Origin of the sequence: Ruegeria sp. HKCCA5763, from assembly GCF_013034545.1 — a bacterium.
Taxonomy (GTDB): Bacteria; Pseudomonadota; Alphaproteobacteria; order Rhodobacterales; family Rhodobacteraceae; genus Ruegeria.
Window position 1 is genome coordinate 17,223 of sequence record NZ_WQGF01000006.1, and the last position, 23,747, is coordinate 40,969.

The 23,747-nt window shown below is 56.4% G+C and carries 21 protein-coding genes; 10 read left to right on the forward strand and 11 right to left on the reverse strand.

Annotated features, from left to right (window positions below; translation table 11 throughout):
* The first annotated feature begins 195 nt into the window (after positions 1-195).
* From GOV89_RS11640 to crcB, 4 genes are all read left to right on the forward strand, one after another.
* Entirely contained in the window at positions 196-1,938 is a 1,743-nt protein-coding gene (locus GOV89_RS11640; protein WP_171238275.1) for a thiamine pyrophosphate-dependent enzyme, read from the forward strand.
* A 40-nt stretch (positions 1,939-1,978) separates the two neighbouring features.
* Positions 1,979-3,559, forward strand: coding sequence for an FMN-binding glutamate synthase family protein (locus GOV89_RS11645; RefSeq protein ID WP_171177235.1), 1,581 nt, complete (start codon positions 1,979-1,981; stop codon positions 3,557-3,559).
* 106 nt (positions 3,560-3,665) lie between these two features.
* Complete coding sequence (locus GOV89_RS11650) at positions 3,666-4,037, forward strand: CrcB family protein (protein WP_171238276.1); 372 nt, start codon at positions 3,666-3,668, stop codon at positions 4,035-4,037.
* Positions 4,030-4,392 carry a fluoride efflux transporter CrcB gene (crcB, locus tag GOV89_RS11655; RefSeq protein WP_171177230.1) on the forward strand — a complete coding sequence of 121 codons (363 nt, stop codon included), beginning with the start codon at positions 4,030-4,032 and terminating at the stop codon, positions 4,390-4,392. The genes GOV89_RS11650 and crcB overlap by 8 nt, the downstream gene beginning before the upstream one ends.
* A gap of 160 nt (positions 4,393-4,552) precedes the next feature.
* Here the strand turns inward: crcB and GOV89_RS11660 are convergent, their stop codons facing one another.
* Positions 4,553-5,491 carry a GlxA family transcriptional regulator gene (locus GOV89_RS11660; protein ID WP_254451520.1) on the reverse strand — a complete coding sequence of 313 codons (939 nt, stop codon included), beginning with the start codon at positions 5,489-5,491 and terminating at the stop codon, positions 4,553-4,555.
* 80 nt (positions 5,492-5,571) lie between these two features.
* Between GOV89_RS11660 and GOV89_RS11665 the strand changes: the two genes are divergently transcribed.
* From GOV89_RS11665 to GOV89_RS11680, 4 genes are all read left to right on the forward strand, one after another.
* Complete coding sequence (locus GOV89_RS11665) at positions 5,572-6,732, forward strand: acyl-CoA dehydrogenase family protein (RefSeq protein ID WP_171177226.1); 1,161 nt, start codon at positions 5,572-5,574, stop codon at positions 6,730-6,732.
* A 2-nt stretch (positions 6,733-6,734) separates the two neighbouring features.
* Positions 6,735-8,750 (forward strand): acetate--CoA ligase family protein, encoded by a 2,016-nt coding sequence (locus tag GOV89_RS11670; protein WP_171238278.1) that lies wholly within the window; start codon positions 6,735-6,737, stop codon positions 8,748-8,750.
* Positions 8,751-8,753: 3 nt separating this feature from the next.
* Positions 8,754-9,533, forward strand: a complete 780-nt coding sequence (locus GOV89_RS11675) for a carnitinyl-CoA dehydratase (RefSeq protein ID WP_171177222.1) — start codon at positions 8,754-8,756, stop codon at positions 9,531-9,533.
* Between the two features lie 66 nt (positions 9,534-9,599).
* Entirely contained in the window at positions 9,600-10,070 is a 471-nt protein-coding gene (locus GOV89_RS11680) for a hypothetical protein (protein WP_171177220.1), read from the forward strand.
* On the opposite strand, the gene GOV89_RS11685 is transcribed toward GOV89_RS11680, so the two are convergent.
* From GOV89_RS11685 to GOV89_RS11705, 5 genes are read right to left on the reverse strand one after another with little or no spacing between them, the layout of a single operon-like run.
* Positions 10,061-11,131, reverse strand: a complete 1,071-nt coding sequence (locus GOV89_RS11685; RefSeq protein WP_217352159.1) for a polyprenyl synthetase family protein — start codon at positions 11,129-11,131, stop codon at positions 10,061-10,063. The genes GOV89_RS11680 and GOV89_RS11685 overlap by 10 nt on opposite strands.
* A gap of 3 nt (positions 11,132-11,134) precedes the next feature.
* A complete protein-coding gene (locus GOV89_RS11690) occupies positions 11,135-13,258 on the reverse strand; it encodes an FAD-dependent oxidoreductase (RefSeq protein ID WP_171177218.1) in 2,124 nt (707 codons plus the stop codon).
* Positions 13,251-14,075 (reverse strand): DUF3237 domain-containing protein, encoded by an 825-nt coding sequence (locus GOV89_RS11695; RefSeq protein WP_171238279.1) that lies wholly within the window; start codon positions 14,073-14,075, stop codon positions 13,251-13,253. Before GOV89_RS11695 ends, GOV89_RS11690 begins: the two co-directional genes overlap by 8 nt.
* Before the next feature lie 14 nt (positions 14,076-14,089).
* Entirely contained in the window at positions 14,090-14,974 is an 885-nt protein-coding gene (locus GOV89_RS11700; RefSeq protein WP_171177214.1) for an encapsulin, read from the reverse strand.
* A 38-nt stretch (positions 14,975-15,012) separates the two neighbouring features.
* Entirely contained in the window at positions 15,013-18,225 is a 3,213-nt protein-coding gene (locus tag GOV89_RS11705) for an adenylate/guanylate cyclase domain-containing protein (protein ID WP_171238280.1), read from the reverse strand.
* 461 nt (positions 18,226-18,686) lie between these two features.
* Between GOV89_RS11705 and GOV89_RS11710 the strand changes: the two genes are divergently transcribed.
* Together GOV89_RS11710 and GOV89_RS11715 are read left to right on the forward strand one after the other, a co-directional pair.
* A complete protein-coding gene (locus GOV89_RS11710) occupies positions 18,687-19,385 on the forward strand; it encodes a class I SAM-dependent methyltransferase (RefSeq protein WP_171177210.1) in 699 nt (232 codons plus the stop codon).
* A gap of 69 nt (positions 19,386-19,454) precedes the next feature.
* Positions 19,455-20,501, forward strand: a complete 1,047-nt coding sequence (locus GOV89_RS11715; RefSeq protein ID WP_171177208.1) for a glycosyltransferase — start codon at positions 19,455-19,457, stop codon at positions 20,499-20,501.
* Positions 20,502-20,558: 57 nt separating this feature from the next.
* Here the strand turns inward: GOV89_RS11715 and GOV89_RS11720 are convergent, their stop codons facing one another.
* From GOV89_RS11720 to napG, 5 genes are read right to left on the reverse strand one after another with little or no spacing between them, the layout of a single operon-like run.
* The gene (locus GOV89_RS11720) at positions 20,559-20,816 is read right to left on the reverse strand and encodes a hypothetical protein (protein ID WP_171177206.1); all 258 of its coding nucleotides are present in this window, start codon (positions 20,814-20,816) and stop codon (positions 20,559-20,561) included.
* Positions 20,817-20,829: 13 nt separating this feature from the next.
* The gene (locus GOV89_RS11725) at positions 20,830-21,522 is read right to left on the reverse strand and encodes a NapC/NirT family cytochrome c (RefSeq protein ID WP_171177204.1); all 693 of its coding nucleotides are present in this window, start codon (positions 21,520-21,522) and stop codon (positions 20,830-20,832) included.
* A 29-nt stretch (positions 21,523-21,551) separates the two neighbouring features.
* The gene (locus tag GOV89_RS11730; protein WP_171177202.1) at positions 21,552-21,989 is read right to left on the reverse strand and encodes a nitrate reductase cytochrome c-type subunit; all 438 of its coding nucleotides are present in this window, start codon (positions 21,987-21,989) and stop codon (positions 21,552-21,554) included.
* Between the two features lie 12 nt (positions 21,990-22,001).
* Positions 22,002-22,919 (reverse strand): quinol dehydrogenase ferredoxin subunit NapH, encoded by a 918-nt coding sequence (gene napH, locus GOV89_RS11735; RefSeq protein WP_171177200.1) that lies wholly within the window; start codon positions 22,917-22,919, stop codon positions 22,002-22,004.
* Positions 22,916-23,734, reverse strand: a complete 819-nt coding sequence (napG, locus tag GOV89_RS11740) for a ferredoxin-type protein NapG (RefSeq protein WP_171238281.1) — start codon at positions 23,732-23,734, stop codon at positions 22,916-22,918. The genes napH and napG overlap by 4 nt, the downstream gene beginning before the upstream one ends.
* Positions 23,735-23,747: the final 13 nt, after the last annotated feature.

Genomic DNA, 23,747 nt, shown 5'->3' on the forward strand with positions numbered 1-23,747 from the left:
AAAACACTTGGAACCTGTGGCAATCCACAAGCCTACAGGATCATACTGTGTTTGTGTCCGTCACATCCAATTGACCCTTGTGTGATTTGAAAAGTCGGTGAAGCGACTTTGATTTTTAGGATGGCTATTGAATTAAAGGCGGACAGGATGTTGGCTACATCTTGTTGAATTTGCTCGAAACGAGAGAAGAGAGACATGGCGAAAAACGTGTGTGAGGTCCTGCTGGACATTTTGTCGGATGCAGGTGGTTGCCAGATCTTTGGCGTGGTTGGCGATGCGCTCAACCCGTTTCTCGAAGCCATGCGCGGGGACGACCGTTTTGAATGGAAGGGTTTGCGGCATGAAGAAAACGCAGCCTACGCGGCTTATGCGCAGTCGCATCTGACCGGTGGTATCGGCATTTGTGCCGGCACGGTTGGTCCCGGTGCTTTGCATCTGATTAACGGGCTCTACAATGCCAAACGCGAAGGCGCGGGCGTGGTGGCGATCACTGGCCAAGTCGCCCATCGCGAGCGCGGCACTGGCTATCATCAGGAAGTGAACCTGGAAAAGGCATTTGATGATGTGTGCGACTATCAGGCGGTGATCCACACGCCGGATCAGATGCCGCGTCTTGCCCAGATCGCCGTGCAACGTGCGCTCATCAACCGCGAGGTGGTGCGGATTGAACTGCCCATCGATGTATCCGAACAAAAGGTGCCCAGCCTGCACCAGTTCCACCCGCTTTTGAAACAGCCCTCTACCCTGATCCCACCCGAAGCTGAGATTGCCCGTGCTGCGCAGATCATAAACGCAGGCAAGAAGGTGGCGCTTTTTGCCGGTGTAGGTTGCCGCGAGGCCAAAGATCAGGTTTTGGCCCTTTCGCAAAAGCTCAACGCTCCGCTTGCGCATACGTTGAAGGGCAAGGACATCTTCGACTACGATGACCCGAATGTGGTTGGTATGACTGGTCTCATCGGCAACCCCGGTGGTTATTATGCGGTACGCGATTGCGATGTGCTTGTGATGCTGGGCACCGACTTTCCCTATGAATGGTTCCTGCCAGAAGCGGCCAAGATCGTGCAGATCGACCGCAGCGTTGAAAATCTGGGTCGCCGTGCGCCTATCGCATCGGGCTTGTTGGGGGATGTCGGTGCAACGCTGGACCGGCTGCTGCCTCAAATAGCCGAAAAAGAAGACCGAAGCTTCGCTGATCATCAGGTCAAACTGTGCAACAAGTGGCTGGCGCAACAGGACAAAGAGGCCAGCCTTGAACGTGCCAGCGAACCGCTGCACCCGCAGTTATTCGCCCGCGAGATATCCAATCAGGCCGCAGAAGATGCGGTTTTTGCGATGGACATAGGTGAATGCACTGTCTGGGTGGCGCGGCAGACCCGAATGAAGGGTGGGCGGCGTATGGTGGGATCATTCAACCATTCCTCTCTGGGCTCTGGCTTGCCTTCGGCGCTCGGCGCGGCTGCGCTGGATCCCTCGCGTGAGGTCTGGACGTTCTGTGGCGACGGCGGCTTTGGTATGTCCATGCAGGATTTCGTGACCGCCGTGCGCTACCACTGGCCGATCAAGGTGATTGTGTTCAACAACCAGACACTGGGTTTCGTGAAGATGGAGATGGAGGTCGCGGGCTATGCTGTGAACCCTATGGCAACGGATCTGGTGAACCCGGATTTTGCCGAATACGCCAAGGTCTGCGGTGGTGATGGCGTGCGCGTGGAACATGCCGCTGACATCAAAGAAGCCGTGGCACAGGCCAAAGCCAGCACCAAGCCGTTCATCATCGACGCCATGGTCACGCCGGGTGAGTTGGTCATGCCACCTCATGTGGACACAAAGATGGCCTGGGGATTTGGCATATCCAAACTGAAAGAGGGCATCCTTCTGGCCAAGGGCGACCACGCGCAGTGGGACAACTGGGTCAAAGAACTCAAGGCGCAGCTTTAGTGCAGGTGCCAATCCAAGCTAGTAACCGGAGATCGGACGCATGATTGTACGCAATATATACTACGCGGTGGCCTTTTTTGGTCTACCATTGACCTTGTTGCTTGGCTGGTTCTGGACCCCAGCGCTGTGGCTGTTGGTGATCGTGCTGCCCTATATCGCGATCGGGGCTTATGACCTGATGACGACCAAACACAATGTGCTTAATAACTATCCGGTTCTGGGCCATTTTCGTTACATGCTGGAATTCGTCAGCCCAGAAATACGCCAGTATTTTGTTGAAACAAACGAAAGCGGACGGCCCTTCAACCGGATTACGCGCAGTCTGGTCTATGCCCGTGCCAAGGGTCAACAGGATACACAGGCGTTTGGCACCCAGTACGACATCACGCAGGTGGGCTATCACCGCACCAATCATTCGTTGGTGCCGAAAGAGGTGGGGGAAAGCGAGAAGCGTGTTACGCTGGGTGGTCCTCTATGCTCTCAGCCTTACGATGCGTCGCGCCTGAACGTTTCAGCGATGAGCTTCGGAGCGTTGAGCCATACCGCGATCCGGGCTTTGAATGGTGGGGCCAAGGACGGTGGCTTTGCCCACAACACCGGTGAAGGAGGGATAAGCCCGCATCATCTGGCGGAAGGCGGTGATCTCATTTGGCAGATCGGTACCGGCTATTTCGGCTGTCGCACCCCCGAAGGTGGGTTCGACAAGGACAAGTTTGCCGAAAGAGCCGGAAAGGACGTGGTCAAGGCCATTGAGATCAAGCTGAGCCAGGGCGCAAAACCCGCTCATGGCGGCGTGCTGCCTGCGGTTAAGGTTGATGAAGAAATCGCTGAAATTCGCGGTGTTGAACCCCATAGAGACGTGATCTCACCTCCTGCACATGCGGCCTTTGAGACCCCCACCGGGCTGATGGAGTTTGTGCAACATCTGCGTGAGATGTCGGACGGCAAGCCAGTGGGTTTCAAGCTGTGCATCGGTAAACGGTCCGAGTTCATGAGTATCTGCAAGGCAATGCTGGATACCGGGATTTTGCCCGATTTCATTACCGTGGATGGAGCTGAGGGTGGTACCGGTGCTGCACCAGTGGAATACTCCAACAGGCTGGGGATGCCCCTGAACGAAGGGTTGATCTTTGTCGACAATTGCTTGCGTGGCATCGGCGTGCGCGACAAGGTCCGCATCATTTGTTCGGGCAAGGTGGCGACGGGCTATGACGTTATCGAGAAACTCGCCTTGGGCGCTGATATGTGCAACTCAGCCCGCGCGATGTTGTTTGCCGTGGGCTGCATCCAGTCGCTGCATTGCAACACCAACCGCTGTCCTACGGGCATCGCCACTCAGGATCAGGAACGCGCCAAGGCTGTGAATGTACCTCAAAAACGTCAGAGGGTGCATCGCTATCATGATGCGACGCTGGAAAGCTTCCGCGAAATTCTGGGTGCAATGGGCTATGAAAAGGTCACGGAGTTGCACCCTTCGGACATTCTGCGCCGCTCAACGGACGAAAAAGAGCTTACATACGCGGACCTTTATGAACGGCTTCCGGAAGGTGGGTTGCTGGCAGACAGTGTCCCTGCGGGATTTGCAAGCGATTGGGAGCGTGCATCGGCCCAACGGTTCTGAAGTACCGACGGCTCGATCATTGGCGTTTTACCACCCAAGCCTGTATGGAAATAGATCGAAGAATACGATTCTGATCAGGGGGGCCAAGGGCTTGCAGAGAACACTCATGTACCTCGCCGTCTTTGTCGGCGGCGCGCTTGGGTCCTTGCTGCGCGAAGTGCTGTCGCTTGAGATACCCGGTGTGCCCTTCGTGACTGCGACCTTCGGAATCAACATCGCGGCCTGTCTGTTCATCGGCTGGCTTTATGCGGTGCGGCACAGGGTTCATGCCCATGTCATCCACCTGGGCGCGGTTGGCTTTTGCGGCGGGTTGTCGACTTTTTCCTCGTTCGTGGCCGAGCTTGACCGGCTGCACCAAGCAGATGTCACCTATATGGTCGCAGCTCTGACCCTTGAGGTTGTTTTGGGCCTTGCCGCCGCTATCTTGGGTGAGGCGATCGGGCGCAAGTACCACGCCGGAGAGCACCCGGATGAGTGATCTCTATTTACACGCAGCATTTGCTCTTGGCGGCGGTCTGGGCGCAGTCGCACGGCACATGCTCAACCGCGTGATCACGCACGAACTACCGCTGTCGACGCTGATCGTGAATGTGGCAGGTTGTTTGCTGCTCGGGTTGTGGGTCGGTTATCTGGGCGATCCCCAGGTTCTGCCGGACGAGGAACGCCGCCTGGTGTTCGGCTTTTGCGGAGGGTTCACCACTTTTTCCAGCTTTGCCTACCAGTCTCTGCAACTGCACCGCGAGCGCACCATCCTTATGGCGGCAGGAAATATCCTTCTCAGCGTGGGTCTATGCTGGATTGCATTCTGGTTGGGCCTTCGTGCGATGCTCTGAGCCTTGCCGAAACCGGAGGCTTGAAATTTCGTTGCCCTTGGCTGAACGCAGCACGAGTATGCCAGGCCAGTGTCTGTCGCCCTAGATAATGGTGCCTTTTTGCGATGACGAAATTGGCAGCCTCGCCAACATGATCTGCCTAGGCAGATTGAAACGCGTATTAGGCGTTCATTTTTCGAAACGCGGTCGGGGTCTGGCCGAATTCCGCCTTGAATGCCCGTGTCATCGCACTGGCGTTATCATACCCGCAACGCCCGGCGATTTCCGCAATGGACTGTTCCGTATCCTCCGCCAGATTACGCGCAAGCGTTAGGCGTAGACGTCGGTACAATGCTTGCGGCGTTGTTTTCAGTTCCGCCCGGACGCGAGCCTCGATCCGTCTTTGCGAACATCCAATGCGTCGTGCAACCTGAGCGATTGAAAGCGGCGTTTCAATATGCGCCTGCATCACGTCCAGTACCCGATTGACCAGTGTGTCTTTGGATTTCAACGGAAGAGCATAAGCGTCGCGCCCCTTACGGCCCATCAGCAGGTGCGCTACCTCCATGGACAAAAGCGGGCCATGATCCCGCTGAATGAGGGCAGAGGCCAAATCGAACGCCGCCATTGCCCCGGAACAGGTCAGCAGATTGCCATCAATCACAAATCGCTCCCGCACGGTATCGACGGCCGGGAAGCTTTCTTCGAACCGCGAAAGCTCGTCCCAATGAATGGTCGCTTGGCATTCATCGAGCAAACCGGCTCGTGCCAGAAGCCAGCTTCCGGTGTCCAATCCTGCGATCTGCTGGTGCCGTTTTGATGCGGCCAGAATTGCCCGCGCAGTCGACCGGGTATCGAGTTTCAGAAAGCCGTAAGATGGCATAACCACCAAAACATCTCCGCTCTGACCTTCGAGGGCGCAATCCGGGGTTACGCTTAGGCCGCTGGAACTGCGTACGGGCGCCCCATCAAGCGAACAGAACCTCCATGCATAGAGCGTTTGCCGTGACATGTTGTTCGCCGCCCGCAATGGTTCGACCATGTTCGCAAGACAATGGTTCGAGAACCCATTGAAAAGCAGAATATTGTAGTGCTGTGGCAAAAATTTCGAATCCTGCATGAAATGCGACCAAGTCTGCATGCCGAATACTTGGAGGATGACGTTCTTTGGGTCAACAACTGATCCAAGGGATGCGCGCTATGCAGTTTGGTTTGTCCGAAGAACAAGAGATGATCGTTTCGACCGTCCGCAGCTTTGTTGAAAACGAAATCTACCCGCATGAAGAGGCCGTCGAACGCAGCGGTACGGTCCCGCTGGAGCTGGGCAACGAAATCAAACAAAAATGCATCGATCTGGGTTTTTATGCCTGTAACTTCCCTGAAGAGGTCGGTGGCGCGGGCTTATCTCATCTGGATTTCACCCTTGTTGAGCGCGAGCTTGGCCGAGGCTCGATGGCACTGACGCATTTCTTTGGACGCCCTCAAAACATCCTGATGGCCTGCAACGAAGAGCAACGCGAACGCTATCTGCTGCCCGCCGTGCGCGGCGAAAAGATGGATGCTTTGGCGATGACCGAACCGGATGCCGGGTCGGATGTGCGCGGTATGAAATGTCAGGCGGCGCGCGATGGTGGTGACTGGGTTGTAAACGGTTCGAAACACTTCATCTCGGGCGCGGAACACGCGGATTTCTTCATCGTCTTTATCGCAACAGGCGTGGACGAGACCCCCAAGGGCCCCAAAAAGCGCATCACTACTTTCCTGGTGGATCGCGGCACCCCGGGCTTTGAAGTGCGCGAAGGGTACAACTCGGTAAGCCACAAGGGCTACAAGAACTATATCCTGTATTTCGATAATTGCCGTCTGCCGGATGCGCAGGTTCTGGGCGAAGTCGATGGTGGTTTTGCCGTGATGAACGAATGGCTCTACGCAACCCGCCTGACGGTTGCGGCGTTCTCGGTTGGGCGCGCGCGGCGCTGCTTTGACTATGCGCTGAACTATGCGGCCGAGCGCAAGCAGTTCGGCCAGCCTATCGGAAAGTTTCAGGGCATCGGCTTCCAGATCGCAGACATGATCACCGAGATCGACGCCGCCGACTGGCTGACCCTCGCCGCCGCCTGGCGGCTGGATCAGAACCTGCCATCGAACCGTGAAATTGCCTCGGCCAAGCTTTACGCCTCGGAAATGCTGGCGCGGGTGACGGATGTGACGCTGCAAATCTATGGTGGTATGGGCCTTATGGACGACTTCCCGATCGAACGGTTCTGGCGCGATGCGCGCGTTGAACGCATCTGGGACGGCACCAGTGAGATTCAGCGCCATATCATCAGTCGTGATCTTCTGCGTCCACTGGGCGCCTGACCATGAACAAAGACCTAACTCGGCTGCTGCGCCCCAAAACCATCGCTGTCATTGGCGGTGGTGCCTGGTGCCAGCAGGTCATTCTGCAATCCGAACGTATGGGCTATGCCGGGCAGATTTGGCCAGTGCATCCCAAAGCCAACGAGATCGCGGGACACAAGGTTTATGGCCACATCGAAGACCTGCCTGAAGCCCCGGATGCGGTGTTCATTGGCATCAACCGCCACGCCACGATTGAGGCGGTTCAGGTCCTCTCCAGCATGGGCGCGGGCGGGGCGGTCTGCTTCGCCTCGGGTTTTTCCGAAGCCGTCGCTGAAGATGATAGCGGCGGGGACTTGCAGGCGCAGCTGATCGCCGCAGCCGGTGAAATGCCCATTCTTGGCCCTAACTGCTATGGCTACATCAACGCGCTAGACGGAGCCCTGCTGTGGCCTGACCAGCACGGGGCGACGCCGGTGGACAAAGGCGTGGCGATCCTGACGCAAAGTTCGAACATCTCGATCAATCTGACCATGCAGAAACGCGGTTTGCCGATTGCCTATATGGTGGCCTGCGGAAATATGGCTCAGACCAGCCAGGCGCAGATTGCTGCGGCCCTGCTAGATGATCCACGCGTGACAGCCGTGGGCCTGCATATCGAAGGCTTCAAGGACATCCGCGAGTGGGAGGCGCTGGCCGTCAAGGTGCATGAAAAGGGCATCCCGCTTGTTGCCCTCAAGGTCGGTGCATCGGAACAGGCGCAGGCAGCGACTGTCTCTCATACGGCATCTTTGGCGGGCAGTGATGCAGGCGCGCAGGCGCTGTTGGACCGGCTTGGCATCCCGCGCCTGACTGCGCTTCCGGATTTCCTCGAAACGCTCAAACTTCTGCATTGCTACGGGCCGCTTCCCGGCGGCCGTATCGCTTCGATCAGCTGTTCCGGCGGGGAAGCAAGCCTGATTGCAGACATGACGGTTGGCACTGACCTGACTTTCCCAATGTTAAGCGATGATAAAAAGGTTCGCTTGCGAGACGCGCTCGGTCCGATGGTCGCGTTGAATAACCCGCTGGACTATCACACCTATATCTGGCGCGATGAAGAGGCGATGGCCCGGGCATGGTCAGGTATGACTGGCGCGGATATCGATTTGACGTTTTCTATTGTCGACTACCCGACCACCGATCCAACTGACTGGGCCAGCGCGACCCGAGCGGCTTTGAAGGTGCGCGCTGACACTGGAGCGCGTTTTGCTGTTGTCGCTACATTGCCAGAACTGCTGCCGGAGGATGTCGCGCAAGACTTGATGGCTGGCGGAGTGGTGCCATTTATGGGCTTGCGCGAAGCGCTGGCCGCAACACGCGCAGCGGGTCAGATCTGTGCGCCTTGTGTACAGCCTGTTTTGCTGCCGGGCTGTGCCGAGGTGTCCCGAACCCTGACCGAAGGTGAGTCGAAACAGGCGCTGGCCAAGTTTGGTTTACGTATCCCGCAAAACCGTTCGGTCAGAGGTAGGGAAGAGGCCCGCGCGGCGGCTCAGGACATGAACGGCCCCTTTGCTGTAAAAGGCGTGGGGCTTGCTCACAAATCAGAACACGCCGCCGTTCGGTTGGGCATTCAGGCGGAAGATGTTGCCGCTGTTGCCGCTGAAATCGGCACGGAAATCATTCTGATAGAAGAGATGATCACCGGCACTGTCGCCGAACTTTTAATTGGCGTCTTTCGGGACCCAGCGCATGGATTTGTGCTGACATTGGGGGCAGGGGGCGTGTTGACCGAACTGCTGCGCGATACGGTTTCGTTGTTGGTGCCCAGCTCTCCTGCGGAGATCCGCAGCGCCCTTGGCACATTGAAGATAGCACCCTTGCTAGAAGGCTATCGCGGTCAACCTGCGGCTGATATGGATGCGATCATTGCCGCAGTCCAGGCCGTACAGGCCTATGTCACGCAAAATGCCGAAGCGCTTGGCGAGGTCGAAATTAACCCGCTTCTGTGCACGCCTGAAAAGGCGGTTGCTGTGGATGCTTTGATAAGAAAGGCCTGAGAATTGGACCCGATCAAAACCCGACGTGATGGAACGATCCTTGAAGTGACGCTAGACCGACCCAAGGCCAATGCCATCGATCTGGCCACCAGCCGCAGAATGGGTGAGGTTTTTGCCGAGTTCCGCGATGACCCGGACCTGCGCGTGGCCATTCTGACCGGCGCGGGCGAGAAATTCTTTTGCCCCGGCTGGGATCTGAAAGCTGCTGCTGATGGTGACGCGGTGGACGGAGATTATGGCGTTGGCGGGTTTGGAGGTCTGCAAGAGCTGCGCGACCTGAACAAGCCTGTGATCGCAGCCGTAAACGGCATCGCGTGCGGGGGCGGGCTAGAGCTGGCCCTGTCAGCGGACATGATCCTTGCCGCTGATCACGCCACTTTTGCTTTGCCGGAAATCCGATCAGGCACTGTGGCTGATGCAGCCAGTGTCAAGCTGCCAAAACGCATTCCCTATCACATCGCCATGGAACTGCTTTTGACCGGGCGCTGGTTCGATGCTGAAGAAGCTAATCGCTGGGGTTTGGTGAATGAGATTGTCACCGCAGATCAACTTATGGACCGCGCGTCGGAACTGGCGCGTTTGTTGGCGTCGGGACCGCCCCTGGTTTACGCCGCAATCAAAGAGATCGTGCGCGATGCGGAAGATTCCAAGTTCCAGGATGCGATGAACCATATCACCAAACGTCAGCTGCGCACTGTGGACGTACTCTATGCCAGTGAAGATCAACTGGAAGGTGCCCGCGCCTTTGCCGAAAAACGTGATCCGGTGTGGAAAGGGAAATAAACAAACCCGGCGATCAGTAGGTGAATTTGCCATTTACTGATCCACGCTGCGGGTGCACATTAAGTTATGCCTTATTTCGAGCGTAAACCCTACGAAAACCCGTCGCGCGTAATTAGCTCTGTTGCATCGCAGCCGGACACGCAACCGATTTCGGATATCGCGCGCCGCGTGCTTGAGACAGAGCGCGGCAACCAAAAACACCTCAAAGGGCCTTTTACCTGTCGCAAGATCTGCCATCCCGGCGGTACGGCCACAATCTTGTTGTCCTTTGCTGCGGCTGAAGGTGACGAGCCGGTTGAAATGCAGTTCGAACCTGGTGATCTGACCAATCCGAATGGGGATATTCTGCCTGCGAACCGCGTCAACGTTATTCCGCCCCAGATTCGATTGGCCGCAGGTGAGGCCACAGATGTAGCGGTAGTTGTCACTGTACCGGACCTGACGGAACCGGGCGCTTATCATGGTCGGATCGCCTGCACCGGGACCGAGCAGACTTCGATCGTTGTGGTGTTTGAGGTTGCAGGTGCTCAGACCTGACGGGTCACGAGGTAATCCATGAACTGCGCGAGAAATGCACGCGGGGCGTCTTGGGTGCCTGCAAATACCTGCGCAAATTCCTGAAGGGCGGAAGCAAGAAGATCGTTGGCCGCATCTTGCGCAAATCGGATGCTGCCATAGTGATCCATACGCTCAAGCACCCATTCAACATCTTGACTTGAGCGATTTTCGCGCGGGTTTGATAGCAGTTCGGCCAATCGCTTCTGTTCCGGCTCATCTGCGTGCAGACCAAGTTGCCCCAACATCAGCGTACGCTTGCCCTCATAGATGTCGCCGCCAATTTCCTTGCCGTATTTATCTTGCGAACCAACAAGGTTGAGAACGTCATCCTGAATTTGAAACGCCGCGCCCAGAAAGAAACCGAACGCGTTGAAGTCATCCAAATTCAGTGTGCCCGAGGCGACATCCTGCGGCCGTGCAATCAATGCGCCGATCCGCATGGGGTGAATGAAACTGTACCAGCAGGTCTTTTTGAGACACATCCGCAGATAGTCCGAGGCGCCCACGTTTAGCCGATTGTCCCGTATCCAACCCAGCTCCAACGCCTGACCTTCGATGGACTGCTGTAGCAGATGGTCGAACTCGTCCACGACACGCATCCCGGTTTCCAGTCCAAGCGACCCCAGATTTTGCCGCAACAGCCGCAGGGCCAGCGCCTGCATCCCGTCGCCTGTATTTATGGCCAAAGGGATCCCAAGCCGCTGGTGCATACATGCACGCCCACGCCTGAAATCGCTTTGGTCTTCGATATCATCGTGGATCAGAAAGGCATTGTGCAAAAGCTCCAGCACAGCTGCGGACACTCGTGCTTCCTCGGTGTTGCCGCCAAAGGCTTCGCATGTGGCCAGCAATAGCGCGGGCCGTAGTCCTTTGCCTGATGTTTCGATGTAATCCCGTATCGGACCATACAGGTAAGCCTGGGGTTCACCCGTTGGCAAAAGCCCCAACAGAGTTTCGCGCGCGCGATCCCCGTAAGAGGTCAGCTGTTTCAGAAACTCCTGCTGTGCCGCAGGGTCCAGATGCGCGGTTCCGGGTTTCAAAGGTTAACCCTTCTGCGTGATGATCACGCGAGGTTTGCTGCTCTGCGCGCTGGCGGGGGCAAACCCGGTTCCAGCAGAGGCAAAGGGTGCATCCGTTATCGGCAGGGCTCTGGACAGCACATCAGACTGACCGCTGTCCCGGCCCAGATCATAGGCCACATCTTCGGCAACCTCATCTCCGGGTATCGGAAGATCTGCCGTTGGTTCATAGCTGGCCATCAGATCAAACAGTTCTTTTGGCGGGCAAATCATGCGCAGCGCTTCGGCAATGGCCGGGTCTTCGATGATACCGCCGGGTTTTGAATACTCTGCAGCCGGTTCACCGATGGCTGCCAATGGCCCGTCACCACCGCGATCAATCCCTGCGGTGTCTTGGCCCATTTTCAGTGCAGCTTCGACCGCGACAGCAAACCTGTTGTCCCACGGCAGACCCGCTTGATAACGCGCGTAGTCATAGGCGCGCAGCGGTTTCAGGATATCAGGCTCGTGCAGGTCCCAGATCTGGCAGGGCTCGGCATCCGATCCGCTGCGTTGCAGGATCGCGTTGACTGCCCGGCGCGCGGCCTCATTCGCCCCTTCCATTGTGGCAAGGTCAGTAAAGGTGCGCACATAGTCGGATGCCAGAAAGAAATTCGGGATCAGCGTGGCCGCATCTGGCCGCAATCGCCAACTGTTGATGCGGTTGACAAGCAGAGGTTCCACATTGCTTTGGCGTTTGGGATCTTCGGGGTCCTGCACGATGTCGGGATCAAGGAACCAGTAGTGCATATCCTCATCCCGCAGCAGAGTCTCGCCATCCACGTTGAGACTGCGTTTGAGCTGCTCCCAAACTTCTTTTGCAATCTCTTCCCGGGTGCAATTGCGCGCGGTCTTTCCGTTCAAGCCCGGCTTGTCCCATTCCGAAATATCAATTGAAAGCAGGCCTTTGGTTTTGCCTTCAGCCCAGTTGTCAAAGTTGATCCCCGGCCAAAACTGTTTTTGCGACACGGCGGTCAGAGCCCACGGGCTATCGATGAAGATCACATGCCCGTTTGTAAGTGTGACCTCTTTGGTCAGATAGAACTGAATACCGTTCATCCACTGAACGTCGTTTGCTAGCAGTGGCAGTTTGGCAAGCGCCGGATCGGCTGCCATCATCTCGGGCGTGAGAAGTGGCGCGATGCGCTCGATCGGCATGGCACTGATGAACCAGTCGCCTGTTACGTTCTGTTCTCTGCCATCCTGTTCAACCGTCGCACCGGTGATCCGCCCGTTTTGGCATTCGATGCCTGTTACCTTGGACTCGAAGTTGTAAACGACCCCCTTGCTTTTGAGGTAATCCAGCCAGGGCTGAATCCATACTAAGTTGGTCGGTCCGTTCAGCAACCTGTTGCAATGCGGCTCAGGCGTGGCAATGCCCAACTGCAGCTGCACGGCAATGTCGCCAACGGTCTTGGTGCTGGCAGTCGTGGCTTTAGCGGCCACCAGAGACCGTGTCAGGCCGATGGCAAGAAATTTCTGATACGCTTCCGAACGGTCTTCCGCCCCGATGAAATCCCACCATCCGATCCGTTCATATTCGTCGAACCGGCGTTCCTTGCAGGACGTCGCTATCCGCCACATGCAGGCAACGAAATGCTCGACATCCTCATATGCTATCTGGTCCCTTGGCGAGAGCGCGAAGGCAATTGTCTTGAACGCATCCGCCACGTCTTTGAGGGTGCGAGGAAATCGCTCGGGTACAATGATGCCGGGCTTGTCGAACTGACTGACCAGAACCTGAGTGGTCGGCACCAGATTATCAAAGCACGTGCCTTTGTCGTAATAAGGCGTACGGGCCATCGTGTCGGTAATATGTCGATAGAAGTTCGGGAAGAACCGGAACCCATGCTCGCCTGGCAACCATGGGCGTTTCACTCCGGGCGGATAGCTGGCCCCGTCCATCTCGGCCCAATTCTCCAGCGCTTTGATATGCTTTGCCTTCGAGCCGTGATCGCCTTCACCCTTCATCACAGGGATACTGCGTGCCTTGCCGCCGGGGATCATTTGGCGTTCGTGGATCTCAACCTCGAAACCGCGTTCGATCAGTTCGTGCGCGGCGCTCATGCCGGCCACGCCACCCCCAAGAATGACAACCTTTTCAGCCATCTGATGTTCCTTTCGCGGAATAGACGTCAAAGCGCAGGGTTATGTCCGACAGGCTGGCTTCGCCAATGCCAAACCCCTGCACCCGATTCATCCAGCTGTAATGCAGGTTCGAGGTCAGGTAGCGCGACGCCACCCGCACAGGGGCCGACGCAGGCAGGTTCCCCTTCAACAGTGCGGCATAACCATCGGGGCCAAACTCACACATGCCGGTATCTTCAAACAGGATCGGAGCGCCGCCGTCCGCTGGCTTGATCAGCGCTTTGGCATGGAGAAGCCCCACGCCGTCAGGACGCACACGCATCCAGTCGCCTCCAACCGGTTCAATCACCCCATTCAAATGAGGGCCTTCGACCGTACCGCCTTCCTTGATGGCGAAATGCAACCAAACCCCGTCCGGCGTCTCGCCCGAAGGGTGGAAATCGCTGGCGAAGGGGACAACGAACTTGGCGATATGGTCCAAAACCGGTGGTTGTGGCGCGGGGTTTGGCTTTTGCACCGGTGCTGTCTTGGGGGCAGTGTCCGGTCCTGGGTCATACTCATGGCCGCCAGACGTCAATACCGGACGCCAGCAAAGTGTCTTGTCCTGTGCTGCCGAGGGAAGGGTTGCCGCAAAGCGCTGAAGCCCGGTTTTCTTATCATAGCTCAAAGGCCAGCCGCGAATGGCCCGCTCGGGGCCGCCATCCGGTGAACAGATCAGCCGCATTGTGTCATGAGGCGAAACGGATGGTCCAGCTTCTATCAAAGCTCGCTTGTCACCGGTTGCACTGATCGTTTCTGACCAGCGCAGGGTTACACCCCGGTCTGTAAACTCGCGCACAGCCAAGCCTCCGGTCAGCAGGTGAGGGTGCAGATGGCCTGTTCTTCCTTGATCCGCAGGCGGAATTTCTGTTGCACACGGAAGACATGCTCACCTTCCGACGAAGTCTGCAAGTACTTGACCGCGATTTCAGATGGCACCACGATTTCAACAGGTGCGCCTTGCAGCGACACAAGCGCTGCGTTATTCGCGGGCAGGGTGCCCGAACGCAGCAACGGACCATCCAGAAACGGCAGAATGCTGTCCCGCGGCAGCACCATCGAGTTTTCCAGCGGCGTCGTCACGGCCTGGAACAGGCCATTGCCCATCACACAGGCATAGGGGCCCAGATACCCGCGCGATTCCAGTTCATTGATACCCGCAACCACCGCTTCGAACACTTTGGTGCCGGTGTAGGTTGTCTTCTTTGCTGACGACGAACCAGAAGATGTCTCACCCGCTTCCAGCAAGCCTTCGTATTTGCCGCCGCCGCTGACGGTATAGATCGGTGGCAAAGAGGTGGGCGCGCTAGAGTTGGGTTTGGGACCTTGCCCGGTGCCCGGTTGGCCGTTGAAGATGATGTCGTCTTCGACCCGTGCCACAATCGCAGCCGCACGGCGGAACATGATCAACGCCGCGGACAGCTCGGGGTCGGCCATCTGCGCGCTTTTCAGATAGACGTTCACAGACACAGTGGTCAGGCGCGTGGTGTCAAAGTCGTTGACACCAAGGCGTTTTGCAGTGCCGTTTTCGTTGTCGACCAGTTCAAGCCGGTTCAGCGGGACCGATTGTGTATCAGCGGGGAGCGGCCCGTATAGTGGCAGAAAACTTGCGGCCACCCGCGCGCGGAGCGCCTCATCATGGACGGCTTTGTTCACGGCGTTCCACTGGGCGTCGCCCCAGTCCAATGCATCGGTCATGTCAAATCCCTCTTGGTTTTGCCGCCATATTTGGCGGTTCACTTGGTTTTGTTCAATTTTTTTTCGGTCAGTTGGTCCAGAAATTGTCTGGCCCGATCTTCCTGCACAATAGCCCCAATGCTGCGCGCCAGCGTTAGTGCCTGCACGGCTTCAGCCCTGGCTGCATCTATTTTCCCGCTTGCCGCGAAGGCCTTGGCTCGCACGCGGTGATATTCAGGCTTGTTTAGCGTTTCTCCGCGTTCCCAGCCGGGTGCGCAGACCGCCTCGAGCCGGTCCATCGCCCTATCGAGGTCACCATGATCGATCATTATTTCCGACAATACGATCTGATTCTGCGGGAAAGTGAAGTTGCCGCCTGATTTCGAAATCAGGTTCATGCGCGCTTCGATCTGTTCGGGCACATCAGCAAGGTCGCCTTTCCCGGCCTGTGCAAGACCCATATAGATGTCCTGCATGGCGTGCAGATACAGGAACCCTTCCTCATCTGCGATCTTGCGGGCTTCCTTCATCGTTACGTCCATCCTGTCCCACTCACCAGCGTAAGGCAGGAACATGCAGCAGGCACCCATGATATAGACCAGATTGGGCGCGTGGTTCAGCGCCCTGCTGACTTCAATGGACTTAAGACGCGCAGTTTCAGCTTTGTCGAACTTACCTTGCTGCCATAGCAGGCATCCTTGAATCGCCAACAGCGAAGCCATGGTCGAAGACTGCGTCATCGGCATCATCGCCATATCAAGTTCTGGCGATATCAGGGCAAAGGCCCGGTCAAGCTGACGCTCACATTCGGCGAACTCACCACGGAAGTAATGGGTGAAGCTCAGCGCGCGGGCGGTGAGAACGTTGGCAACCGGATCCCCGGTCATTCCAGCCATCGCATCCAGCGCCTGTCCCATCTCCATTGCGTGATTCATTTGGCCACCAACAAAGAAATTGGTCCAACGGCAGAAGGTTGCAGCGAAAAGCGTCTCTCCATCACCCAGAGACTGGGCAAGCTCCATGGCGCGCGCGGCTGTCTCTCCGACCTGATCAGCAGACCAGCCATAGATCGCCATGTAAGCGGGCAGAATGTTCATCTGAACGCGCAATTCGAACCCGTCACGTTCGGCAGTTGCGGGCATGGACCCGAGATTGCGCAGCGCCGCCCGAAAGGCTGAGATCGCGGGCAAGTTCGCGAGTCGGGACAGGGCTTGCTCGCCTGCGGTGAACCAGTGGGCGACAGCTTCGTCCTTTAAACCACCCAAATCGCAGTGATGCGCGATGGTGTCAGGGGCTGGGTTGCCAAAGGCCTTGTGCTTTTCAAGTAGGGCTTTGCCAATTTTCAGATGCAGTTTTTGACGATCGTCGCGTAGCAGAGAGTTATAGGCGGTATCCTGAACAAGCGCGTGGCTGAACGTATAGGTGGCGGACCCTTCGTCGCTGGTCGCCAACAGTACACCGGCCGCCATCAATTCCAGCAAGGCTTTGTCGACATCCATGCTGTCCTGGGCGACCGCGTCGATCATGCGTGCTGAAAAGCTGCGCCCGATGACTGATCCCAACTGCGCAACAGGTTTGGCGTTTTCCATTCTGTCAAGGCGTGACATCAACGAATCCTGCAGCGTGGATGGAACGCTCAGCGCATCCAGCACCTCGGCATTGATCGGCGCGTCGGCGGGTAGCTGATCCAGAACCGCCTTTGTTATTTCCTCAATGAACAGAGGAACCCCATCCGCTTTTTCAATGATCTGACGGATCAGAATAACTGGCAGACTAAAGGGCTCGGCCACACGGCGTACCAACTCGGATGCCTCTGTCCTTGCAAGCGGTGACAGATCGACGGTTGCCGCCTTGTCCAGGTAATGCTCTGGCGGCTCGTATTCAGGCCGGTGTGACAGAACCATAAGTACCGGGAAACCTGCCAGATTGGCAGCAAGTGTGTCCAGAAAATCCAATGTGGTGGCATCTGCCCAGTGAACATCTTCTATAACCAACAGCAACGTGCCGCGCCTGTCGCATATGCTGGCAAGGCTGCGCAGAAGCACATCCATGGATTTCCGCGCCTTTTTCAGCGGATCAGGTTCGGCGGGCGCGCCCGAGTCGACACCTGCCAAATCCAGCAGGACGGGCAAGTCCGTTTCGTTCACACGCGAGGCGGATTGAACAAAACCTGTTACCGCAGCCTGGATATTTTCGTCGGATTGGTCGCCTGACACACGTCGTAACTCGTTTATTATAGGGTGTAGAGGTAGACTGGTCAGGTGTGGCGTACATTGTAGGGTAAGCGGTTTGACCCCGACCGTTTCAGACAGCGACTTGATCAGTCTCGACTTGCCTATACCTGCCGCGCCGCCGACAAGTGCCATTCTGCCGGCCCCTTCCTGTGCTGCAGACCAAAGCTGAGTCAAAGTCGACAGGTCGTCGTGCCGTGCCACCAGTTTGACTGCAGATTGTCCGGTCCGGGCCTCAAATCGACTGGCAGATACGGTTTCCTTGAGCACGCAAAAGACTTTGCGCTGGTCTTCGAACCCTTTCAAATCATGGCTACCGCGCGGCTCGAATTCGAACGTTCCCTGTGTCAGCCGCATTGTTTCTGATGAGACGATCACCTCCCCAGGCTTAGCGAGCCCTTGCAACCGGGACGCAAGGTTCGCCGTCTCGCCAACCAAAAATTCCTCAGACCCAAGGCTTTTCGAGGACACGATGCCAACAACGACCATTCCGGTTGCGATTCCTGCACGCAGATTAAGTTTTTCACCGAATTTGTTGTCCAGGTTTTGAACAGCCTCAATGGTTTCCAAAACTGCCCTTACAGCCCGCTCAGCGTCGTCTTCCATTGCTTTGGGATACCCAAAATACACCATGATGCCATCGCCCTGACGATAGGCCAGATGACAGCCATGCTGTTTCAAGGTGCCGATGGCTGTATCCAAGTACAGATTCATGATCTGCATCAGGTCTTCGGGATCATAGCGCTGTGCAAGCTGCGTGGATCCGACGAGGTCGCAAAAGACCAGAGTCAGTTGCCTTCGTTCGGCCTCGGACTTTACTCCATCTCGGCTTGACGCGTCTTTGCTTTTGAGTTCCGCCTGAGCTTTGCGAAACCTTTTTCTTTCCCCAACGCTCAACCCAAGGTCGCGCAGTTCCGGGTCGGTCAGATCGTCCAAAAGCTGGTCGTCCACGCCTTCTTGCCGGAACATCGATAAATGATCCGTCAGACCGGCCAGATTTAGAACTTTGGAAATACGTTTTGCCTCAAGGACCCGCGTCATAGTCTTGCGATCCCGCCCATATTTTTCCCCTCATAGTCCCCACAGTTTATATTGTATTTGCATAGGCAAAAATAGAGAGGATTTTTTAGAAGGCGCTTGACGCAAGGGCAACTTCGTTAACGAGTTATCTTGTTTGAAGAAATCCTGTTGAAATTTCAACCCGCCTTTGCTGCCTTCAGTTGGGAATAGTGAGTCAGGGTATCAAAGCGATATTGGAAAGGGGGAATCCCGTTCCACAGGTTCGTTTTTGCTGCTCAGCTTGCCAATTGAAATCGGTTAAGAAATGAATTGCAGCAACCCGATGACAAAGAACGAGGCCGCGTGTTGAATTAGAACGCTACGAGGTACTCGACCCAAACAGCGTTCAAGGCCAACAGGATCGCTGATTGACAAATACCCGGCCCTCGCTCAATGCAGTAGGGATGATCACAAGTCTGAATTCACGGAGCGCGGCCCCAAAAATGCCCAATCTCACCCAGCTGGCCAAAAAACACGGTACCGACAAGGGACTGACGGATCTGGCTCATGGTTACACGCGGCTGTACGAGCTTCTGTTTCACCCGCTTCGGGACAAGCCTATTCGGTTGCTTGAAATGGGGTTGTTGCGCGGTGGCCCCGAGGTGCGGGGGCGTCGGGCAGACCGTGAAACGGATCGCGTTCCATCGGTTGATATGTGGCTGGAATATTTCGAACATGCTCATGTCACGGGTCTGGATATCTCGGACTTTTCTTGGCGCAAGGGGCCTAGGTTTGATTTCGTCCAATGCGATATGGAAAAGCGTGAGAACATCAAAGCTGCAGCGGCCCAGTTTGAACAGCCCTTTGATGTGATCATCGACGACGCTTCGCACGCCTCGCATCATCAGCAATTCGCGCTTTTGGAGATGTGGCCAAAACTCAAGGATGGTGGGATTTACATTATCGAGGACCTCCACTGGCAACCGGGCACGTTTGAGAACCCGGATTTTCCCAAGACGGGAGATCTATTCCATGACTTCCAACGTACCCGTAGGTTTGCGCACTCTGATCAGGAGATCGAGCGCGATCTGAACGCTCTTGCGGATGAAATCGGGTTCGCCTTCGTCTTCCCCGACAAGTTCAAGCGACGCGGCGCACCCAAAATCCTAGCGATGCAAAAAGTACTTGGTCAATATGATTGATAGCCTATCGCTCTCGATACCTTTCGGCCCATTTTTGCGTTCAAGTTATGACCCGCAGGATTGTGTCGGATGACCAGCGACAAAAAAATGGCTGTCGTGCTGTGCACGGACGAAAACCAGATTTGGCAGGCGGCCTATGCGTTGGTGCGATCATTCTTGCTCGACACGACCAACGAGATTCAGCATTACCTTTATGTCTCGGCTCAGGTAGATCCGCGGTTGGAAACTCTGTTTTCAAGATATTTCAGGATCGTCTATTGTTTGGACGATATTGTCCCGCCCGAAAAATTCAAGTCGCATGGTTACGTGTCCCAGGCGACTTTGCTCAGGCTAAAAGCACTAGGCGATCTGTCTCATTTGCACGAATTTGTACTGTATCTTGATAATGACATCGTGCAACGTTGGGGGTCGCCGTCAGACCTGATGCAGTTGCAGGGTTTTGAACAGCCCATTGCGGCCGTGGCCGATAACACCCGCTGGACGCAGGGCCGGTTCTGGAAAAACGCAGACTTCAATTTATTACCTGCAGGCGCGCAGCAAAAGTACTTCAATGCCGGTATGCTGTTCGTCAACAGCAGGGCTTTGATTGCGGAAAACATCTTTGAAAAGGCGCTTGGCGCGTTGACTGGTGCGAGTGATCCTCTGCCCTTGGCCGACCAAAGCGCACTTAACATTGCTGTGGACGGAAACTGGCTAGAGTTGTCGCCATCGTGGAATTGGCAGCACTCATACCTGCCGGGCAAGATCATAGCTTTGCTGAACCCCCGTTACGTTCACTTTACAGGACCAGTCAAACCCTGGGCCAACACGACCCGCGAAATAGAAGAGATCTATACCCTGTCCCTTTTGGCTTTTCTAAAGCACTTCGGACTTGATGATGTGCATAATGAAATCGCGGCTGAGAATTTTCCGAAGAAACGTCTGACGCACTACATGAAAAGAACGCATGGCATTTCGGAGAAAACGTTGTCCAGATACGACAAAAGCTTGCCCTACTTTTCAGACGGCACATTTGCAGACCGCCAATCCGGCATTCTTGCTTTTGGGGCGGATGCCGACAGGCAGGACTACCCGTTTCCTGAACTGTTTAACTTCCTTGGATTGAATCCAGATTGAGCCCTAAGGTCTGTTGGCGTGTGTCGGTCCCGCCGGGGTGGCGGAACCGGATCTATGTCAGGCCGTAGAACCCTTGAGTCGAATGGCCGTGCCCAAGCTGCCTGCGCAGACACCGACCACGACGGCGATGACAAGCTCTAAACCTTCGACTTGCGCGAATTGAAAGCCAGCAAACACCAGCGTTTCGAATATACCGACTGCGCCACCCAATGCCGCGCCCAGCCACAGCTTGCGGGTCATCATGCCAAGGGCCAGCCCCAGAATGCCGGGCAGGCTTAGGATGTTGCCGCCTATCGTTCCCAGTATCTCTAGCATCTCCGCTCCCCCTTCAATTCGAGCTGTTGTTCAGGAAGTCACGGATATCGTCGCCAGATGCGGTCGCATGTTCTTCCAGAACTTCGCCTTCAAGTCCCGCGGTCACATTCTCATATGTTTCCAGGTAGTTCGGCGGCAGGCTGTGCGCGATACCCTGGTGGCAATCGATACAGGTCATGCCTGTGTCGATAGCGCGCTGGTGTTCCGACGCGGCGCGGGTTTCCTGAATGGTAAAGTCCATATAGTCGAAGTTGTGACAGTTGCGGCATTCGCGGCTGTCGGACGCTTTCATCTTTTTCCACACCGCCGAGGCCATTGCCAGCCGGTGATCCTCGTATTTCTCGGGCGTGCTGATGGTTCCGGCAAGCTCGTGATAGACGTCTTTCACGGCCATGATCTTGGCTTTGATCTTGTGGTTCCACTCATCCGGAACGTGGCAATCGGAACAGATCGCACGCACACCGGAATGGTTGTTGTAGTGGATCGTCTCGCGGTATTCGCCCAGATTCGTTTCCATGGTGTGGCACGAAACACAAAACTCTTCTGTATTGGTCAATTCCAGGGTCCAGTGAAACCCACCCCAGAACAGGATACCGGCCAGAAATCCTGCAAGGATCAGAAAGCCCGAGCTGAACATTACCGCCGGTGTCCAGATCGCGTTCCACAGTCGACCTAAAAAGCCGCGTTTTTCGGGGGAGTCTGCCATGTCGCTGCTCCTTTCAGTCTTGAGTTGAATCAGTTGCCAGTTGAGGGCTGGAACACGTTATCGACCAGCGGCGGCGCGTCCGCTTGCGGAACGTGGCACTGATTGCAGAAATACCGGGTTCCTGCGATGCGATCCAACTCGCGGCCTTCGCGGTCCAGATAGTGGGTCATCGAAAGGGTCGGTGCATTTCTCTCGCCAGCTTTGGACCAGTCATGGCAGGACAGGCACTGATTGGTGCGCACATCGATCTGATATTGTTCGATCGAGTGTGGGATCAGCGGCGGCTGCTGGCGATAATTGCGCTGCATCCGTCCTTCTACATTTTTGTGGATTTGATCCAGCGGGATCGGTTCGTCCACGTCCGCGCCTCGCAGGGTTTCAACTTGTACGGATTGCGCGAGGGCCCATCCGCTCAGCAACAATACGGGTAGAAGGGCAATTCCGCCTGTAACGATTGATCTTTTCATCTTGGCACTCCCCTAGATAGGTCTGGCAGCGCGCGGTTCAGGCGCGGCAACTGGATCGGAAGGTTGAACGACGTGGTCGTCAAACCGGTGAGTAAAGTTAAAAACGTCGACTGCGCAGACATCGATGCAACGTCCGCAGTTTGTGCAGTCGGGTGACAGGATCAGTGGCGTGTGTCCCGACTTGCCTTTCAGCGCGGGTGAGATCACCTGATTTTCCGGACAGACCGCATAGCAATCCATGCAGTCGTCACAGGCGGCGCGATTGGTGGCGCTTACACGTAGCAGGCTTTTTGACCCGATCAGGCCATAGAACGCACCGACTGGACACAGATGACCACACCAGCCATGACGTGAGACAATCACGTCAAAGATAAAGATCGCGGCAATCATGGCCCAAACAAAACCCATGCCGAAAACCAGTCCGCGATGGAGCATGGTGATCGGATTTACCAGCTCCCACGCGATCACACCGCTCAGGCCCGACACAAGCAAGACAGTTGCCAGAACCCACAGGCGCGAACTGCGCTTGGGTTGCCAACCTTTGGGCAGATCCAGCTTGCGATGCAGCCAGTTCGCGGCATCCGTCACCGGGTTGATAGGGCAAACCCAGGAACAATAGACCCGACCGCCGATCAGCGCATAAACCGCCAAAACGATCAGCCCGCCGATCAGTGCCGTCACCTCAGGCAAATGACCCGCAACGAAGCTTTGCAACAGGATGAAAGGGTCTGTCAGGGGCAACACGCCCAGCGTCAGCGACCCCGCCAGGTTTCCTTCCACGATCCATATGCCGAACCACGGACCCAGCAGAAACAGAACCAGAAAGAACAGCTGACTTACGCGGCGCAATAACAGATAGCGATGTGCGCCGATCCAACCTTTGCTTTCGACTGCCTCGTGACCTACAGGCATATGCGTGCGGGCGCTCATTGTCCGACTCCGGGTAGTTCATATCCGGGGGCAAACCCGCCCGGAGAAACCAAGTTGTCGGTGCCAGGTCCTGGCAAACGGTCGGGCAAATCAATGATCCCTTCGACAACCGGCGCGCCCTTGGCAGCCTTTTCTTCCCAGCCTTTCCGGTAGTGTTCTGCCGAACTACCACGCGCCAGCCGCGTAGGCAGAACCTTGATGGCTGCTTCGGGTAGAACACAGCTTTTTTCGCACATGCCGCAGCCAGTGCAGCGATCGGAATGGACGGTCGGAATGAACAGCGCGTGATGACCGGATCGAGTATTATGCTCGGTCTCGAGCGTGATCGCTTCATCAATCACCGGACAAACGCGGTAACAGACATCGCAACGCAGGCCGAGGAAGTTCAGGCAGTTCTCTTGATCGACCAGCACCGCGACGCCCATTTTGGCATCGTCGATATTGTCCAACCCGGGGTCCAATGCCCCTGTTGGACATGCGGTCACACAAGGAATGTCGTCGCACATTTCGCAGGGAATATCCCGCGCGGTGAAAAACGGCGTTCCGGTTGCTACCGCATCCGATCCAAGTTCGGCCAGCTTCAGGGTGTCGTAGGGGCAATCCCGCACACACAGACCGCAGCGGATGCAGGCCGACAGAAACTCCTTTTCCGGCAATGCGCCGGGCGGGCGCAAAGCCTCGGCTGGCAGCGCGCGGGCGTCGCGGGCCAGATAGGCCAGCACCGACCCGGCGACAACGCAGCCGCCCGCCGCGCGGGCCGAGTCCTGCAGGAACCGGCGCCGTTGCGGCGAAAGGGGTGTGTCGACAAGAGGCATGGGAATTACCCGT

Coding starts and splice junctions, on each gene's coding strand:
- crcB (WP_171177230.1), top strand. CDS start 4,030: ATGAGTGATCTCTATTTACACGCAGCATTTGCTCTTGGCGGCGGTCTG.
- napH (WP_171177200.1), bottom strand. CDS start 22,919: ATGAGCGCCCGCACGCATATGCCTGTAGGTCACGAGGCAGTCGAAAGC.
- GOV89_RS11660 (WP_254451520.1), bottom strand. CDS start 5,491: ATGCAGGATTCGAAATTTTTGCCACAGCACTACAATATTCTGCTTTTC.
- GOV89_RS11670 (WP_171238278.1), top strand. CDS start 6,735: ATGAACAAAGACCTAACTCGGCTGCTGCGCCCCAAAACCATCGCTGTC.
- GOV89_RS11720 (WP_171177206.1), bottom strand. CDS start 20,816: ATGCTAGAGATACTGGGAACGATAGGCGGCAACATCCTAAGCCTGCCC.
- GOV89_RS11640 (WP_171238275.1), top strand. CDS start 196: ATGGCGAAAAACGTGTGTGAGGTCCTGCTGGACATTTTGTCGGATGCA.
- GOV89_RS11645 (WP_171177235.1), top strand. CDS start 1,979: ATGATTGTACGCAATATATACTACGCGGTGGCCTTTTTTGGTCTACCA.
- napG (WP_171238281.1), bottom strand. CDS start 23,734: ATGCCTCTTGTCGACACACCCCTTTCGCCGCAACGGCGCCGGTTCCTG.
- GOV89_RS11715 (WP_171177208.1), top strand. CDS start 19,455: ATGACCAGCGACAAAAAAATGGCTGTCGTGCTGTGCACGGACGAAAAC.
- GOV89_RS11665 (WP_171177226.1), top strand. CDS start 5,572: ATGCAGTTTGGTTTGTCCGAAGAACAAGAGATGATCGTTTCGACCGTC.
- GOV89_RS11680 (WP_171177220.1), top strand. CDS start 9,600: ATGCCTTATTTCGAGCGTAAACCCTACGAAAACCCGTCGCGCGTAATT.
- GOV89_RS11710 (WP_171177210.1), top strand. CDS start 18,687: ATGCCCAATCTCACCCAGCTGGCCAAAAAACACGGTACCGACAAGGGA.
- GOV89_RS11650 (WP_171238276.1), top strand. CDS start 3,666: ATGTACCTCGCCGTCTTTGTCGGCGGCGCGCTTGGGTCCTTGCTGCGC.
- GOV89_RS11690 (WP_171177218.1), bottom strand. CDS start 13,258: ATGGCTGAAAAGGTTGTCATTCTTGGGGGTGGCGTGGCCGGCATGAGC.
- GOV89_RS11730 (WP_171177202.1), bottom strand. CDS start 21,989: ATGAAAAGATCAATCGTTACAGGCGGAATTGCCCTTCTACCCGTATTG.
- GOV89_RS11725 (WP_171177204.1), bottom strand. CDS start 21,522: ATGGCAGACTCCCCCGAAAAACGCGGCTTTTTAGGTCGACTGTGGAAC.
- GOV89_RS11700 (WP_171177214.1), bottom strand. CDS start 14,974: ATGACCGATGCATTGGACTGGGGCGACGCCCAGTGGAACGCCGTGAAC.
- GOV89_RS11705 (WP_171238280.1), bottom strand. CDS start 18,225: ATGACGCGGGTCCTTGAGGCAAAACGTATTTCCAAAGTTCTAAATCTG.